This window comes from Heyndrickxia shackletonii, assembly GCF_001420715.1.
GTDB classification, from domain to species: Bacteria; Bacillota; Bacilli; order Bacillales; family Bacillaceae_C; genus Margalitia; species Margalitia shackletonii.
This window is the reverse complement of sequence record NZ_LJJC01000004.1, coordinates 50,529-66,972: the sequence shown is the minus strand read 5'-3', so window position 1 is coordinate 66,972 and position 16,444 is coordinate 50,529. Positions and strand designations below refer to the sequence as shown.

18 protein-coding genes are annotated in these 16,444 nt (G+C 39.4%); 1 reads left to right on the top strand and 17 read right to left on the bottom strand.

All coding sequences use genetic code 11. The features are described 5' to 3' along the window. Window positions 1–167: 167 nt before the first annotated feature. Window positions 168–1,427 carry a group II intron reverse transcriptase/maturase gene (ltrA, locus tag AN964_RS00395; protein WP_055737770.1) on the bottom strand — a complete coding sequence of 420 codons (1,260 nt, stop codon included), beginning with the start codon at window positions 1,425–1,427 and terminating at the stop codon, window positions 168–170. A gap of 641 nt (window positions 1,428–2,068) precedes the next feature. Then, a complete protein-coding gene (locus tag AN964_RS00390; protein WP_055737834.1) occupies window positions 2,069–4,048 on the bottom strand; it encodes an outer membrane protein assembly factor BamB family protein in 1,980 nt (659 codons plus the stop codon). Window positions 4,049–4,396: 348 nt separating this feature from the next. On the opposite strand from AN964_RS00390, the gene AN964_RS00385 reads away from it, so the two are divergent. Further along, a complete protein-coding gene (locus tag AN964_RS00385; protein ID WP_055737833.1) occupies window positions 4,397–4,852 on the top strand; it encodes a hypothetical protein in 456 nt (151 codons plus the stop codon). Window positions 4,853–5,018: 166 nt separating this feature from the next. Here AN964_RS00385 and AN964_RS00380 read toward each other — a convergent pair whose 3' ends face one another. From AN964_RS00380 to AN964_RS00310, 15 genes are all read right to left on the bottom strand, one after another. Continuing rightward, window positions 5,019–5,480 (bottom strand): hypothetical protein, encoded by a 462-nt coding sequence (locus tag AN964_RS00380; RefSeq protein ID WP_055737832.1) that lies wholly within the window; start codon window positions 5,478–5,480, stop codon window positions 5,019–5,021. A gap of 111 nt (window positions 5,481–5,591) precedes the next feature. Beyond that, complete coding sequence (locus tag AN964_RS00375) at window positions 5,592–7,523, bottom strand: outer membrane protein assembly factor BamB family protein (protein ID WP_055737831.1); 1,932 nt, start codon at window positions 7,521–7,523, stop codon at window positions 5,592–5,594. 357 nt (window positions 7,524–7,880) lie between these two features. Then, complete coding sequence (gene rpsI, locus AN964_RS00370; protein WP_055737830.1) at window positions 7,881–8,273, bottom strand: 30S ribosomal protein S9; 393 nt, start codon at window positions 8,271–8,273, stop codon at window positions 7,881–7,883. Window positions 8,274–8,294: 21 nt separating this feature from the next. Further along, on the bottom strand, window positions 8,295–8,732 hold the full coding sequence (gene rplM / locus AN964_RS00365) for a 50S ribosomal protein L13 (RefSeq protein ID WP_055737829.1): 438 nt from the start codon (window positions 8,730–8,732) through the stop codon (window positions 8,295–8,297). A gap of 237 nt (window positions 8,733–8,969) precedes the next feature. After that, on the bottom strand, window positions 8,970–9,710 hold the full coding sequence (gene truA / locus AN964_RS00360; RefSeq protein ID WP_055737828.1) for a tRNA pseudouridine(38-40) synthase TruA: 741 nt from the start codon (window positions 9,708–9,710) through the stop codon (window positions 8,970–8,972). Window positions 9,711–9,721: 11 nt separating this feature from the next. Then, window positions 9,722–10,519: an energy-coupling factor transporter transmembrane component T family protein gene (locus tag AN964_RS00355; protein ID WP_055737827.1), complete on the bottom strand. Its 798-nt coding sequence runs from the start codon at window positions 10,517–10,519 to the stop codon at window positions 9,722–9,724. Beyond that, window positions 10,516–11,385: an energy-coupling factor ABC transporter ATP-binding protein gene (locus tag AN964_RS00350; RefSeq protein WP_055737826.1), complete on the bottom strand. Its 870-nt coding sequence runs from the start codon at window positions 11,383–11,385 to the stop codon at window positions 10,516–10,518. The genes AN964_RS00355 and AN964_RS00350 overlap by 4 nt, the downstream gene beginning before the upstream one ends. Continuing rightward, entirely contained in the window at window positions 11,361–12,200 is an 840-nt protein-coding gene (locus AN964_RS00345) for an energy-coupling factor ABC transporter ATP-binding protein (RefSeq protein WP_055737825.1), read from the bottom strand. The genes AN964_RS00350 and AN964_RS00345 overlap by 25 nt, the downstream gene beginning before the upstream one ends. 304 nt (window positions 12,201–12,504) lie before the next feature. Then, entirely contained in the window at window positions 12,505–12,867 is a 363-nt protein-coding gene (gene rplQ / locus AN964_RS00340; RefSeq protein WP_055737824.1) for a 50S ribosomal protein L17, read from the bottom strand. A gap of 36 nt (window positions 12,868–12,903) precedes the next feature. Next, window positions 12,904–13,848, bottom strand: coding sequence for a DNA-directed RNA polymerase subunit alpha (locus AN964_RS00335; protein ID WP_055737823.1), 945 nt, complete (start codon window positions 13,846–13,848; stop codon window positions 12,904–12,906). A 175-nt stretch (window positions 13,849–14,023) separates the two neighbouring features. Continuing rightward, on the bottom strand, window positions 14,024–14,413 hold the full coding sequence (rpsK, locus tag AN964_RS00330; RefSeq protein ID WP_055737822.1) for a 30S ribosomal protein S11: 390 nt from the start codon (window positions 14,411–14,413) through the stop codon (window positions 14,024–14,026). A 25-nt stretch (window positions 14,414–14,438) separates the two neighbouring features. Further along, the gene (rpsM, locus tag AN964_RS00325) at window positions 14,439–14,804 is read right to left on the bottom strand and encodes a 30S ribosomal protein S13 (RefSeq protein WP_055737821.1); all 366 of its coding nucleotides are present in this window, start codon (window positions 14,802–14,804) and stop codon (window positions 14,439–14,441) included. Between the two features lie 23 nt (window positions 14,805–14,827). Continuing rightward, on the bottom strand, window positions 14,828–14,941 hold the full coding sequence (rpmJ, locus tag AN964_RS00320) for a 50S ribosomal protein L36 (RefSeq protein WP_000868344.1): 114 nt from the start codon (window positions 14,939–14,941) through the stop codon (window positions 14,828–14,830). Window positions 14,942–14,979: 38 nt separating this feature from the next. After that, on the bottom strand, window positions 14,980–15,198 hold the full coding sequence (gene infA / locus AN964_RS00315) for a translation initiation factor IF-1 (RefSeq protein ID WP_055741079.1): 219 nt from the start codon (window positions 15,196–15,198) through the stop codon (window positions 14,980–14,982). Window positions 15,199–15,725: 527 nt separating this feature from the next. Next, a complete protein-coding gene (locus tag AN964_RS00310; protein WP_055737820.1) occupies window positions 15,726–16,379 on the bottom strand; it encodes an adenylate kinase in 654 nt (217 codons plus the stop codon). Window positions 16,380–16,444: the final 65 nt, after the last annotated feature.

Below are 16,444 nucleotides of genomic sequence, written 5' to 3'. Positions count from 1 at the left end.
CTGGAAGTTGTCCAAAAGTGTACGGCTATTTGCAATTTATTACAAAAAGGGACAAGAAGAGATGGGACACTTGTCACTGAAAATAACGTAAAATCGAGTAGGAGGAGGTGACTAACCCCCGACCTCTCACACCACCGTACGTACGGTTCCGTATACGGCGGTTCCATTTATGTCTGACGTAGTTGAGAATATCTCACATAAAGACTCTTCAGCCCTCGCATCTCCCAATAGGAGTTTGTGAGGGTTTTCTGTAGGATTGGGCTTCTGGCTATTCTCCAATATTTCTTTCTAGAGTTTCCCCATTCGTATGCCTTCTCTTTTGGAATCCCTAATCCAATGAGTTTTCTTACTTTGGTTTTTGGTTTCTTCCATTCTTTCCATTGGCACATTCTGAGACGCCTTCTAATCCATTCGTCTAATTCTTTGAAAATAGTGGGTGTATCTGCTAATGCATAATATCCGCACCAGCCAATCAAATATTGATTCAGCTTCTCTATTCTATAATCCATTGGAATTGGTTTTGACCTTGAAGTTAATTCTCGTATCCGTTTCTTGACACGTTGAATACTTTGGTTTGACATCCGCACCTTCGGTTTCTTATGAAATGTGAAGCTAAAACCTAAAAACTTTCTTTTCCAAGGTCTGTCTACAGCTGACTTTTCTCGATTCACCTTTAGTTTTAGAGTAAATTCAATGAAAGTAGTAATCGAGTCCATTACTCGCTCTCCGGCTCTTCTCGATTTTACGTAGATATTACAATCATCTGCGTATCGGACAAACTTGTGCCCTCTCTTTTCTAACTCTTTGTCTAGTTCATCTAGAACGATATTGGAGAGTAAAGGACTTAATGGTCCACCTTGGGGCGTACCCTCCTCGGATTTCGTTATGACTCCATTAATCATAATGCCAGACTGTAGATACTTCCGAATTAGTGATAGGAGCGTTCTGTCTTGAATCCTTTTGGATAGAGTCCGCATTAATCTATCATGATTGACTTTATCAAAGAATTTCTCCAAGTCCATGTCGACTACCCATCGGTATCCCTCTTCGATATATTTCTTCGCTTGTCTAACACCGTCATGACCTCGTTTGTTTGGTCGAAAACCATAGCTCTGTGTTGAAAAAGTCGGGTCGAAGATAGGGGTTAAAATCTGAGTAATCGCCTGTTGGATGAAACGGTCTGTCACGGTTGGGATACCTAATAACCTTACTCCACCGTTCGGTTTTGGGATTTCAACCCGACGGACAGGAGAAGGTTGATAAGTACCCTCCATTAAGGATGTTTTAAGTGTATCCCACGTTTCGAGAATATGTCTTCGTAGGTCTTTTACGGACATATTGTCTACTCCATGACTTCCTTTGTTCTTTTCTACTCGCTTTAATGCCAGTAAAAGATTTTCCCGTGACAGCATTCGTTCCATTAACATTGAGATTTATCCTTTCTACGTGAACAATACATTCTCATTAAGTGGGTTCTTTACTAAGCCCTCCCGAAGTCCCCCATGGAATTCACCATTTCTTCCTTTCAGGTAGGTTCCGTAAGAATTTTCTGCTTTCATACATAAAGAACCGTTTGCCGAGTGTTTGTTCTCCTAAAATGGTTCAGTCCTTCCTTGATTCTCTCGAGCAAACCAAGTACTACGACTTCGGCTGACTTCTGATTGTTCAGCTATCCATTACTAGATAGGTTACCAAGTGTACTTGGCGTATCAACCAGACCTCCCCGGGTAAGAGTGCAATCTTTCCTTCCATCTATCTGCTTCATTTACTTTGTATCACCTTCGGCAGAAAGGACTTTGTTTTGTATTGCAAACTCATCCAATGATACCTAGCCTTGTATGAAGTTCGTGTTCCTCAGACCGGAAGTTTGCCGCTCGCTTCCTTCAGATTCCGCGTCACCACGGACACCCTTGCGTTAAGCTAACTGCTACTTCTGCCTTCACAGTTCGGGACTTTCACCCTAGAGACTACACCCATGCCGGGCGCACAATAAAATAACCTGAGTCTTATTGAGACTCAGGTTGTTTACATTACAGTATCCCTTTAAAACATCATTAACTCAGAACGGTTATTTCTTTTGAGACAACCATCTTGCCAACGTTTTCGCATCGTCTCCTGTTGCCATACCTGCAGGCATGCGGCCGCCTCCGTTTATTATCTGATTTAATATATCTTGTTCAGACATTTTACTTCCGATATGCGTTAGGTCAGGACCGACGCCTCCACCAAGATTTTGTCCATGACAGGAAGCACAGCTCTTTTTGTAAATTGCTGGTGCCGCAGTATTACCAGGCTGCTTCTTGCCTTTTTCTTTATTACCGCTACTTCCATCATTGGCATTATCATTTTTACCCGATTCTTCTTTTCCTTGTTCAGGAATAAGTGACTTCTTGCCGCCGAGTCCGTAGGTAACAACCTTGGTGCCCGTAACAAAGGTAACGAATTGTTTACCGTTATCCATATAGATCGCTGGTGCCATCATAACCTGTTGTCCACCGGTTTTTGCGTTCCATAATTTCTTTCCAGTTTTGATATCCATAGCACTAACGGTTCCATCCAACTCTCCGTAAAAAGCAAGTCCGGTAGTCGTACTCGTAAAACCTCCACGCATTGGTTGTTTTGTTTTATTCTGATAAACTTTTTTACCGGTATTCAAATCGATTGCGGTAATGGTACCGGATGACTCCGTACCTTTAGGGCTGGGAAGAACTTCTGTCCCTGGGAATAAACCATTTTTTTGCTCCACTTCTTTTTCATCTTTAGCGGCAACAGCTAAAGATGGCATATTAATTCCAGGAATTAAAACATAATTAGTTCCAGGATCATACGTTTCTGTACCATAATTTTGTCCACCTTCCACCCCTGGCCATTGGAGTACAGCTTTGCTTTTATCCGTTGGTGCCGGCGTATGCTTGATTTTAACAAATGGAACTCCGTCGTAAATGGTATTTCCTGATTTAGCATCCCAAGCAAACCATTTTCCGTTTTTTCCCCCATGAACAACGACTTTTTTCTTTTTGCCTCCCACTGTGGCATTGAGAACCATTGGAGTGGAAGCTGCATCATAATCCCAAACATCATGGCCGACTTCTGATTTTGCCCAAACCAATTTTCCTGTTTTACTATCAAGAGCAACAACCGAGTCAGTGTGTGGATTGTTGCCAGGGCGAATGTCTCCAAAATAGTCAGGAGCTGGATTTCCTACACCGAAATACATCATATCCGTATCCGGATCAAAAGCCATTGGGTTCCATACGGCTCCACCGCCTGTATATTTACCCTTCACCCAATCTTTCCCTTTTTCAGGGATCGTCCAAAATGGCGCGTCCCAAGCAGGTGATAAATCGCTTGCTTTAAAAGCCATAACAAAGCCTCGAATTCCGTTATCACCACCGCTGCTTCCTACATAAATATTTCCTTTGTAGTACATAGGAGCTGAGGTTTCATAATACCTATTTTCAAGAGTGACTCCCTTCATATCCTTAACATCCCAAAAGTTAACCATTTTTTCCATTTTACCAGTTTTCGCATCAAGCTTAATTAAACGATTATCTGCCATAAGTACAAATACTTTGCCCTCCGCAACAGCTACACCGCGGCTGGCAACAATTTCTAAAAGACTTAAATCTGCATGGTCCAGATGGTTTTGTACCTCTTTTGGCGGCGTCCATTCCCATATTTTTTTCCCATTTGAAGCATCCATTGCAAATACTTTGTTTAATGATGTCGTTACATACATGACACCATCTTTAACAACTGGGTAGTCCTCCGAGGCATTGGGTGCTTTTTTATCCCAACCTGCCAAATCTGACTGCCAAACAACGCCTAACTTATTCACATTGTCTTTTGTAATTTTGTCATAAGGAACATGTCTAGTTTGTTGAAGATCATAACCCCAGTTGGGAAATCCCGTTTCCTTCGTTGCTTTGGCTGGTTGATTCGCATTATTAGCATTATTTTTCTGCTTATTTCCTTGATTCGTTGCACAGCCAGCAATCACGAATACCGCGAGCAAAGCAATACTTACCGCTTTTAAATAGCGCTTCAAGAAAAGTCCTCCTATTCTGCAGAATCTAGAGTGGTCAAATGCTTTAAATTTTTCCCTGTTACAGAAAGACTCCTATGTTGTGAGACCTACCTCTTTTTCTAGATTGAGTAAAACAGACCTTAATTATGCAAAAGAAAAAGTAAATAGAGAAAAAGGATATGGAAGACTGTCCTTTTTGCAGAAAAATCATGTTCAGAGTGATAGAGAGGAATATTTCCTAAAAGTGGAGACAATCTAAAATCGAAGGTGACATAAAGCGTAGACATTCTAATTTTTTTACAAATGCAAAGACTTTCTTGTCAGGTTTTATGTACACATACATAAACAATAATAGGATGGTGGTTTCAATTGAAGACTTTCACAAAGATAACGAATTGTTTTGGAGTGTTTGTTTTAACCATTTGCTTACTTGTTGGGTCGACAATCGCCTCTTCCCAAAATTCGAAGGCGGAATCGATTCTTGGATCGACAGAAGATAATGGTATTAAGCTTACACTTCATAGCTATGAAATTCAAAACTATGGCCAAGAAATGATAGTAAATTACACTATTCAAGCGTCAACAGGTTCACTTACGAATGAGGATGGGATGGCACTTATAAAAGACCTGGACTTTTCGATTGGAAGCAGAGTAGTAAAAGGAAAAGATGCTTGGCATAAAAAAATTGGCAATCAAAAATACCAAGGCGTCATGAAGGTTGACCTGCCACAATACAGACCCGCTACCTCTAATGTAATATTCAATACTGACTCTATTTCTAACCAAAAGGGAAAGTGGACTATTAACTTCCAAATACAAAAATAAAGATTATTTCAAATGATAAAAGCCTTAGACTTAGTCTAGGGCTTTCTTTTTAAGATTCTATAAACTTTCCATCACAAACAGTTAAAGTTAACAATCTGTTCCATTTATTAATCCCGTACCATTTTAAAATTTGATACGGGATGCTTATAGGTATTTAACACTTATCTTAGTATTTATCGGTCCTAAGGAGAAATTTAACCGTCCATTGACCCTTTTGATGCAATAACCCATGTGTATGAATGGACATTTCAGAATTATCGGGTCTGTAATGCTGCAGTTGTGCTGTTATTGTTCCTTTATACACGTTATTACTTACCTTTTTAAATGATTCGGATTGCTCCCGAACTAACGTATGTCCAATCCAAATATGCGGATTTTCGACCAAGCTAGTAGTATCCGGATTAACTTGTATATTCGAATTTGATTGTATCGTATAATGCAACTGGATGTTTTGACCGTGGTTTACTATGGAATAGCTATTGATTGTTAGCCTGATTCCTTTATCCTCGGATGAACCTAATCCCTGACTTGATTGGGCTTCTGCACTAGGAGAAGCAAAGCCAAAGAGCAAGCAAATCAATAAGGGGACACTAAAGAATCGCACGGTATATTTCGGTAGATTCCTCATTTTTCCACCATCCTTATTTCGTTTATATTTTTCGACACTTTAAAAAGTCTTTAAATGAAACAACCTGAGTCCGAATAAAAAGATCGGACTCGGATTGCTTCGAGAAAAACATCATTTCTTTTTGGATAGCCAATCTGCTAATGCTTCTGCCTCTTTACCTTTAGCCAAGCCTGCAGGCATGCGGTCGCCACCGTTTAAGATTTGATTCAATATATCTTGTTTGGACATTGTTTTACCTATGTGTTGAAGATTTGGAGCTGTTGCACCCTGAAGATTATCCCCATGACAAGAAACGCAGCTTCTTTTGTAAACGGCCATCGGGTCAACTTTAACAACATCTGCTTGCCCTTGTAATTTTGCATTTTTATTAATAGCTCCAGGTTTTAACTTACCACCAAGTCCATAAACGACAACCTTCGTACCGCCAGTGATTAACGCTACATATTCTTTGCCGTCAACGGTATAAATGGTAGGTGCCATTTTGATTTGTTTTCCTCCACTGTCCATGCTCCATAACACTTTATTGTTTTTAATATCAAGAGCATTCACTTTTCCGCTCAATTCCCCGTAAAAGGCAAGACCAGTGGCTGTACTTGTGAATCCTCCATACATAGGATCGTCCGTTTTCCTTTGATATACCTTTTTCCCCGTATTCATGTCAATTGCTGTAATGGTACCAGAAGGCTTAACATTCTTTGGTAAAGGAAGTATCTTTGTACCAGGGAATGTATTATTATCTTTCGCTATCTCTTTGGCATCTTTAGCTGCTACCATTAAATTCGGGCTATTAATACCCGGAATAAGCACATAGTTGGTGTCAGGATCATAAGTCTGTGGAGCATAGCTTTCTCCACCTGGTGTACCAGGCCATTGTAGTTTAACTTTACCCTCATCGCTTGGTACGCTCGAATGTTGAATTTTCACAAATGGTACGCCATCATAAATGGTTTTTCCCGTTTTTGCGTCCCATGCATACCACTTTCCATTCTTACCGCCTTCAACCACAACCTTTTGTTTTTTTCCGCCAACCTTTGTATTGAGAATCATAGGTGTCGCAGCAGCGTCATAATCCCATACATCGTGATCTACTTGGGAGGATGCCCACTTAAATTTCCCTGTTTTACTATCCAAAGCAACGATAGAATCGGTGTAAGGATTTTTTCCTTTTCTATCTGCATCGTAAAAGTCAGGAGCCGGGTTCCCTACTGCAAAATACATCATATCTGTATCTGGATCGAACGACATTGGCGTCCATACGGAGCCTCCGCCCGTATATTTACCTTTCGCCCAGCTCGTTCCTCTTTTAGGAACGGTCCAAAACGGCTCTTTCCATAACGGTTCGAGGGTATCAGCTTTAAATGCCCAAACAAAACCTCGTGTACCATTATCGCCACCGCTGCTTCCAACGTAAATGTTGCCATCATAATACATTGGTGCCGAAGATTCATAATATCTGTTTTCTAACTTGATAGTAGGTTCATGATCCCAAAAGTTAACCATTTTTATCAGTTTTCCGGTTTTCGCATCAAGTTTAGCAAGACGATTGTCTATCATCAAAACATAAACATTTCCATTAGCTACAGCGACACCTCTACTTGCCACATTAGATTGCCATGGCAAACTATTTAGATGGTCAAGTACATTCTTAGGAGGTGTCCATGCCCAAAGTTTCTTTCCGCTTGCGGCATCAATTGCAAACACATGATTCTTGGCACTAGTCACATACATGACCCCGTCATGCACGACAGGGAAATCCTCTTGTAAATTAGGAACATCCTTATTCCAATCCAAGATATCTTGCTGCCATACAATCCCCATTTTATTCACATTATCTTTTGTAATCTCCTTGTAGGGCACATGTCGGGTATGTTGAAGGTCATAACCCCAATTTGGAAATCCTGTCTCTTTTACTTGATTTGCCTGGTTGGATTTCGTGGTTTGCCCCTGGTTATTTGCATTGTTCTGGTTGTTTTTCGTTTGACAGCCAACAATCACTGTACTGGCCAGCAAAACTAAACCTGTTGCCTTTAAAAAACGCCTCACGAAAATACCCTCCTTACACTGTGAAATTTTCATACTTTTGAATTCTGATGATGGAATGCCTCACCTTGTGCTTTATTCCTCCTTAAAACAATCTTATTTTAATAAGACAATGGTATATTGACCTAAAACTTCTTAAATTATACAAATTGAGAACAACCTCCCCATACTTTTTGTTTGAAATTTGAGCTAGACGCTTTTTACATAATTTTCCGCACAGACGATGACTAATACCTCTGAGCTACTACATACCATTCTAATATCAAAAGTTTTATTGACTGAGATGCGTGGACAAAAGCATTTTTAAGCATAAAAAAAACCCCCAGCCAAAATAGCTGAGAGTCTTGCAAACGTCCAAAATTAACGTTTTGAGAATTGTGGCGCGCGACGTGCACCTTTAAGACCGTATTTTTTACGTTCTTTCATACGTGGGTCACGAGTTAATAGACCTGCTGGTTTTAATGTTGCACGGTAACCAGGATCTGCTTGTAGTAACGCACGAGCGATACCATGACGGATCGCACCAGCTTGACCAGTGAATCCACCGCCGTTTACATTTACTAATACATCATAGCTGCCAAGTGTTTCAGTAGCAACTAGTGGTTGTTTAATTACTTCGATTAGAGCTGCAAATGGGATGTAGCTTTCTACATCACGACCGTTAATAACAATGCTGCCGTTACCTGGAACTAGGCGTACACGAGCAACAGAGCTTTTACGACGTCCTGTTCCGATATATTGAACTTGTGCCAAAATAATACCCTCCCTTATTTATTATCCGCGAAGTTCGTACACTTCTGGTTTTTGAGCTTGATGTTGATGTTCTGCACCTGCATAAACATGTAATTTTTTGATCATTTGACGTCCTAGAGAACCTTTTGGAAGCATGCCTTTAATAGCAAGTTCAAGCATTTTCTCAGGATAGTTTGTACGCATTTCGTTTGCTGTACGAGTTTTTAAACCGCCTGCGAATTGAGTATGACGGTAGTAAATTTTGTCAGAAAGTTTTTTACCAGTTAATTCGATTTGAGATGCATTGATGATAATCACATGGTCACCAGTGTCAACATGTGGTGTGAAAGTTGGTTTATGTTTACCGCGTAAAATAGATGCTACTTCACTAGCTAGGCGACCTAAAGTCTTGCCAGCAGCGTCTACAACATACCATTTACGTTCAACTGTATTTGCATTAGCCATATACGTAGTACGCATTCGTTACCCTCCTAAAAATAAAAAATGTCCATTCTCTTGTATTTATTTCATCACAATAAGTTTCCGGGGCTTATCGTGGGGTTAAAAACAATACCATAGGTTATAATATCTTTTTCTGACAACAATGTCAAGAAAATGTTACACCTGGATTAGTTGTTTTGTGAAAAAAGCGGAACGCCATGCTCATCTGCTTGCCGATAGGCGCTATAGCTAGACTTCTCTAAAAGCGAATATCCATCATTCATAAAACACTTTCCATAAATATAATCCTTCTGGACCTGCTGTTTTGCCAGCTAATTTTCTGTTTTTCTCTTCTATTATTATAGGAATCTGTTCCGGCTTTTTTCTGCCTCTGCCTACTTCCAAGATCGTGCCCATCATAATTCGCACCATATTATATAAAAAGCCATTTCCGACGAATTTAAAAACAAGTTCATCTTTTTCTTGGGTAAAACTAATTTCATGTAAAGTCCTTATCTTACTTGTAACAGTTGTTTTGGCAGAACAAAAGCTCGTAAAGTCATGGGTTCCTAGGAAGTAACCTAGCGCCTTTTCGATAGCTTGTAGATCCAATTTATATGGATAATGATGCGAGTAAAAGCGTTTGAACGGATCCCTTTCCGGACTAGTATATACTCTATAGCGATATTCCTTCCCAACGGCCTTATGTCTGGCATGGAAATCATCCTCCACCAGCTCTGCGCTTTTTACCAAAATATCATCCGGTAATGTCGTATTTAGAACAGTTGGCCACTTATCAACCGGAACATCTAGCGGTGAATCAAAATGGATCACTTGGCCATATGCATGAACACCTGCATCTGTCCTTCCTGAACCTTCCACCAAAATATGCTGCTGCTTATGAATCCGGCGGAGAGCCTTTTCTAGCTCCCCTTGAACCGTGCGATCCTTTGGTTGGATTTGATAACCGCAAAAGCCAGATCCATCATAAGAAATAATACATTTATAACGTGACATAGCGAACCTCGTTATGATCTTAGAATAGTTAAAATTGCTGTAATGAAAATTAATACGATTAGACTTGTAGTATCGGGCAGATGCCACAATAACAGCCGATACTTCGTTCTGCCTTCTCCTCCTCGATATCCTCTTGCTTCCATCGCCGTTGCCAGCTCCTCGGCACGCTTAAAAGAACTAACAAAAAGAGGAATCAATAACGGAACAATTGCTTTAATCCGATCCTTTAGAGGACCACTAGAAAAATCGACCCCTCTGGCCATTTGTGCTTTCATAATTTTATCTGTCTCGTCCATCAGAGTAGGAATAAATCGCAAGGAGATAGACATCATCAAAGCCAGCTCGTGAACAGGGAATTTGATCTTTTTTAAAGGATTTAATAATGTTTCTAAACCATCTGTTAACGAAATTGGCGATGTGGTTAAGGTTAGTAAGGAAGTTACAAATATCAGATTCATAAATCTTAATGAAATAAAAATTCCTTGCTTTACCCCTTCTTCATAGATTTTAATAAATCCAAAATGAAATAGAAGATGACCTTGCCTCGTAAAAAACAAATGCAAAACCAATGTAAATAGGATTAACCAAAGAACCGGCTTTAATCCATTAATAAAAAACCGAAGTGGAATCTTGGAGACAAAAATCAGAAAGAATGTAAAAACGGTTAAAATTGCATAGGTAACAAAATTATTTGCTAAAAAAACTATACAAATAAAGGCGAATACAAATATAAGCTTCGAGCGTGGATCTAAGCGATGTACGATGGAGTCCGCTGGTACATATCGCCCGAATATCATTTTCTCCATCATGTCCGCACACCTCGCAATTCAACATTCTTTAGGGCTTCCGTTAATTCCTCAATAGTAAGGCAAGTCTTTCCTAACTTCAAATGAAATTTTTCCTCAAATAAATATTGAAAGCGAACAACATCCGGAACGTTAAGACCTAGAGACATTAATTCTTGAGGAGCAGAAAAAATCTCTCGCGGACTTCCTTTTTGTTTTAATTCTCCATGCTGCAAAATAACAATTTCATCCGCATACATAGCGGCATCCTCCATACTGTGTGTAACAAGAATGGTAGTAAGTCCTTTTTCCTTATGCAAATGATAAAACATGTCCATAATCTCTCTACGGCCTCTTGGATCCAAGCCCGCAGTAGGCTCATCCAAAACAAGAACTTCCGGTTCCATCGCTAACACACCTGCAATCGCAACCCTTCTCATTTGTCCTCCAGATAAATCAAACGGTGACTTCTCCAGAACTTCTTCAGGCAAACCAACCTGTGAGATTAGCTCTTTTGCTCGCTTCTGAGCATCTTCTTTTGCTACACCAAAATTCATTGGCCCGAAACATATATCCTTTTCCACTGTCTCTTCAAAAAGCTGATGCTCCGGAAATTGAAAAACAATTCCAACCTTTTGACGTATTGGACGCAATTGTTTTTCCTTTTTACCAGATGTAACGGTACGATCACCGATTGTAATTGTACCAGCAGTCGGCTGCAGCAACGCATTAAGATGCTGTAATAAAGTTGATTTCCCCGAACCTGTATGGCCGATTATTGCTAGAAATGTCCCTTGTGGAATATGGAGATTAATATCATGAAGAGCCCGTCTTTCAAATGGCGTACCTGCTTGGTATTTGTATTCTACTTGTTCAAGTGTAATGTCCATAATGCGTCCACCAATTCTTCTTCTGTTAGATAATATGTTGATAAAGGATAACCTACTTCTTTCAGTGATTTAGACATTTTAATCGAAAAAGGAATATCTAAACCCAATTTTACTAATTCTTCATCCATCTCAAATATTTCACTAGGGGAACCTTCCCCATATACCTTGCCACCGTTCATAATGATAATACGATCTGCTTTTGCGGCTTCTTCCAAATCATGTGTAATGGAAATAACAGTAAGACCTGTTTTATCCTTTAATTCTCGAATCGTATTTACTACCTCTAATCGTCCCTTAGGATCTAACATCGAAGTTGCTTCATCTAATATAATTACATTCGGCCGTAATGCAATGATTCCGGCAATGGCTACTCTTTGCTTTTGTCCTCCTGATAAATGGTGCGGCTCTTGATTCAGAAAGCCTGACATATTGACTTTTTCTAAAGCGTCGTGAACTCTTTCAACCATCAGTTCTCGCGGTATTCCGTTATTTTCTAAACCAAAAGCCACATCATCCTGAACTGTTGTTCCAACAAACTGATTATCTGGATTTTGGAAGACCATCCCGATTCTTTTCCTTACATCCCAGACAGTCTCTTCTGATAATGAAATACCATCTACTATAACGTCCCCTTTTTCCGGGAAATGAAGTCCGTTTAAAAGCTTGGCCAATGTTGATTTCCCCGAACCATTATGACCAACAATAGCAAGCCATTCCCCCTCCATCACTTGCAGGGAGATATCTTCTAATGCGTAATTTTCCTGGCCTTCATATTTAAAAAATATATTATTTATTGTAATTATTGGTTCTGCCAACTTCTTTCCTCCTCATTCTAAGCTAGTCTAATCTAGTCTGATGTTTTCTTTCTCTGCTCTTCTATTATGTCATTAAAAAGGAGAATTTACATAATAAATAAAAAAGCCCGCACCCCTCTCCAAGGTTGTGCGCGCCCTTTTTATCATAACTCTTACATAAGAGATGGAGAGGGATACAAGGAGCTAGACGGGACACCTAATAAAAGAGAGATGCCCATCGTAACACTCTAATAGCTTTAACATTATACAAAAAGGGCATTGAAGCAGTTATGAATAACTGTCCTGCCCTTGATGTAAAAAAATATTATACTAATTCAATAATTACTACAGGTGCACCGTCACCGCGACGAGGTCCAAGTTTCATAATACGAGTGTATCCACCTTGGCGTTCTTGGTAGCGAGTTGCAATGTCACCGAATAGCTTTTGAACAGCATCTTCGTTTGTTTCAGCATTTGCTACTTCATGGCGAATATATGCAGCTGCTTGACGACGTGCGTGTAAATCACCACGTTTACCAAGTGTAATCATCTTTTCAACAACTGAACGTAATTCTTTAGCACGAGCTTCAGTTGTTTCGATGCGTTCGTTGATGATTAAGTCAGTTGCTAAATCACGAAGTAATGCTTTACGTTGGGCACTTGTACGTCCTAACTTTCTGTAAGGCATGAAGTTTCCCTCCCTTGTTGAATTATACTTTTTTCATCAATCGTCTTTTCTTAAGCCTAAACCAAGTTCTTCTAACTTAGCTTTTACTTCTTCTAAAGACTTGCGACCTAAGTTACGTACTTTCATCATATCTTCTTCAGTCTTGTTAGCTAATTCCTGAACAGTGTTGATTCCGGCACGTTTTAAACAGTTATAGGAACGAACGGAAAGATCTAATTCTTCAATGGTCATTTCAAGAACCTTTTCTTTCTGATCCTCTTCTTTTTCAACCATGATCTCAGCATTTTGAGCCTCATCCGTTAATCCGACAAAGATATTTAAATGTTCATTTAAAATCTTTGCACCAAGAGAAATGGCTTCTTTTGGTCCAATGCTGCCATCAGTCCAAACATCGAGTGAGAGCTTGTCAAAATTGGACATTTGTCCTACACGTGTATTTTCCACTTGGTAATTTACACGTTGAACAGGAGTATAAATAGAGTCGATAGGAATAACTCCGATAGGGAGATCTTCACGCTTATTAAGATCTGCCGGTGTATAGCCGCGACCTCTTGTTGCAGTCATACGCATACGGAAATGAGCATTCTTTGCCAATGTAGCAATATATAAATCTGGATTTAAGATTTCTACATCACTATCATGCGTAATATCTGCAGCTGTTACAACTCCTTCTCCCTGTACATCAATTTCAAGCGTCTTCTCTTCGTCAGAATAAATTTTCAATGCTAGCTTTTTAAGATTTAGGATAATAGATGTAACATCTTCTACGACGCCTTCAATTGTTGAGAACTCATGCATTACCCCATCTATTTGAATAGACGTGACAGCGGCACCTGGGAGTGAGGATAATAGGATACGACGTAAGGAGTTACCCAAAGTTGTACCATATCCACGCTCAAGCGGTTCTACGACGAACTTTCCATAAGATGCATCATCGTTGACCTCAACCGTTTCAATTTTTGGTTTTTCAATTTCAATCATTCAAATTTACCCTCCTTCAAAACGTCGAAACCCCGGTAAGAATCTAATTCTAATAACCCGAAATTCCCCATGTATACATTCCCGTTTGTGCACAACAACTGGATTAATCTTATCTGTTTCAAAAACATATCATATCCCATTATAGACAGGGATACAAAATCTCATACAGAAAAAATTAAACACGACGGCGTTTTGGTGGGCGACATCCATTATGTGGAACTGGTGTTACATCTTTAATAGCTGTTACTTCTAATCCTGCAGCTTGAAGAGCACGGATTGCAGCTTCACGACCTGCACCAGGACCTTTAACAGTTACTTCAAGAGTTTTCATACCATGCTCCATAGAAGCTTTTGCTGCTGTTTCAGCTGCCATTTGTGCTGCGAATGGAGTAGATTTACGAGAACCTTTAAATCCTAATGCACCCGCACTTGACCAAGCAAGAGCATTACCATGTGGATCTGTAATAGTTACAATTGTATTGTTAAATGTAGAACGAATGTGTGCAACACCTGATTCGATATTCTTTTTCACACGACGTTTACGAGTATTAGTTTTGCGTGCCATTCTATTAAGAAACCTCCTTTACTAATTATTTCTTTTTACCTGCAACAGTTTTACGAGGACCTTTACGAGTACGAGCATTGTTCTTCGTATTTTGACCGCGAACTGGTAAGCCACGACGATGGCGTAAACCACGGTAAGAACCAATTTCCATTAAACGTTTGATGTTTAAAGAAACCTCACGGCGAAGGTCACCTTCTACTTTAAGTTTATCGATAATATCGCGAATTTTATTTAACTCTTCTTCTGTTAAATCACGAACGCGAGTATCCTCAGATACACCTGCTTCAGCTAGAACCTTTTGAGCAGTTGGTTTACCAATACCATAGACATAAGTTAATGAGATCACTACACGCTTATCACGTGGAATGTCAACACCTGCAATACGTGCCATTGAAAAAGCGCACCTCCTTCAAATTATCCTTGTTTTTGTTTATGTTTAGGGTTCTCACAAATAACCATAACTTTACCTCTTCTGCGAATAACTTTACATTTTTCGCAGATTGGCTTTACTGATGGTCTGACTTTCATTTGTCTTTACCTCCTTAACAGTACGGAGTGCATTCATATTATTTATAACGATACGTAATTCTTCCGCGTGTCAAATCATATGGAGAAAGCTCAACCGTAACTTTATCTCCTGGTAAAATACGAATAAAGTGCATTCTGATTTTACCGGATACATGCGCTAAAACGGTATGGCCATTCTCTAATTCTACCTTAAACATTGCATTTGGCAAAGTTTCACTTACAGTACCTTCAACCTCGATAACATCGTCTTTCGCCACCGAACCAGTCTCCCTTCTATCTAACATTTGGGACCACATTTAATACCTCTTTTAGGAGGTATTGGTGTGTCTTCATGTAATTCTTGACCAATCCTATGTTCGGCATACTTGCCAACACGGAAAAAGCCCTTTTGCTACGACAATTAATGAATCGCATGAGAGATGTTCGAAAGACGCTCACCAGGCTTTCATTCTTGTAAGCCATGATTAGTGATTTCTCAAGTCACCTCTAATAGCTTCCCGGTTTCTATGTCAATTGTACCTAAAGGATAGGTCAATAAAGAATCACCATGACAGCCATTATAAATTAACATCGCAAAAGATGCTAGATGATTCCATCTTAAGAACGATCTTATGAAATATAAAGAACAAATTTCTTTGTTCATTTAAGCACATATGCACCCACGCATTCCATTATAACGTTTATAAGAAGGAATTGCATCAAACCTTAAAAGAAATTTTTCAGCAATTACATCCAATTCAGTGTTGTAATTCCTATTTTATTGGAAAATTATTAGCTTAGAAGATTATTTTGATAAACCTTCTAGCAAATTTTCAATATCAGCAAATACTTTATTAATATCTTGCTGACCGTTAATCGTACGCAAATATCCTTTTTGCTCATAAAAATCAAGTAGTGGCTGAGTTTGTTTAATGTTAACCTCTAAACGGTTTTGAACAGTTTCTTCATTATCATCAGCTCTTTGATATAATTCTCCGCCGCATCGATCACAAACACCCGGATTAGCAGGAGGATTAAAGACAAGATGATATGTGGCACCGCAATTTTTACAAATACGACGACCAGTTAAACGCTCCATTAAAATATCTTTGTCTACTTGAATATTTACACAAAAATCTATTTGCTTATTCAAATCAGTAAGAATTGCTTCTAGGCTTTCAGCTTGCGGAACTGTTCTTGGGAAACCATCAAGTAAGAAACCATCTTCACAATCCTTTTTGCTTAATCGTTCTCGAACAATGCCGATTGTAACTTCATCTGGAACAAGCTCACCTTTATCCATAAAGGACTTGGCTTTTACACCTAGCTCCGTGCCCTCTTTTATAGCAGCGCGGAACATATCTCCAGTGGAGATGTGTGGAATATGATACTTATCCACGATTCGTTCGGCTTGTGTTCCTTTTCCGGCACCGGGAAGACCCATTAACACTAAATTCACCAGTACTTCCCCCTTAAGACTTAATCCATGTTTTAGGAACAAGCGACCTGCTCCTAAAACATAGT

Excerpts from the sequence above, each read along its gene's own strand:
- ltrA (WP_055737770.1), bottom strand. The coding sequence starts at position 1,427 with ATGTTAATGGAACGAATGCTGTCACGGGAAAATCTTTTACTGGCATTA.
- AN964_RS00380 (WP_055737832.1), bottom strand. The coding sequence starts at position 5,480 with ATGAGGAATCTACCGAAATATACCGTGCGATTCTTTAGTGTCCCCTTA.
- rplM (WP_055737829.1), bottom strand. The coding sequence starts at position 8,732 with ATGCGTACTACGTATATGGCTAATGCAAATACAGTTGAACGTAAATGG.
- truA (WP_055737828.1), bottom strand. The coding sequence starts at position 9,710 with ATGTCACGTTATAAATGTATTATTTCTTATGATGGATCTGGCTTTTGC.
- AN964_RS00355 (WP_055737827.1), bottom strand. The coding sequence starts at position 10,519 with ATGATGGAGAAAATGATATTCGGGCGATATGTACCAGCGGACTCCATC.
- AN964_RS00350 (WP_055737826.1), bottom strand. The coding sequence starts at position 11,385 with ATGGACATTACACTTGAACAAGTAGAATACAAATACCAAGCAGGTACG.
- rplQ (WP_055737824.1), bottom strand. The coding sequence starts at position 12,867 with ATGCCTTACAGAAAGTTAGGACGTACAAGTGCCCAACGTAAAGCATTA.
- AN964_RS00335 (WP_055737823.1), bottom strand. The coding sequence starts at position 13,848 with ATGATTGAAATTGAAAAACCAAAAATTGAAACGGTTGAGGTCAACGAT.
- rpsK (WP_055737822.1), bottom strand. The coding sequence starts at position 14,413 with ATGGCACGCAAAACTAATACTCGTAAACGTCGTGTGAAAAAGAATATC.
- rpsM (WP_055737821.1), bottom strand. The coding sequence starts at position 14,804 with ATGGCACGTATTGCAGGTGTTGACATTCCACGTGATAAGCGTGTAGTG.
- rpmJ (WP_000868344.1), bottom strand. The coding sequence starts at position 14,941 with ATGAAAGTCAGACCATCAGTAAAGCCAATCTGCGAAAAATGTAAAGTT.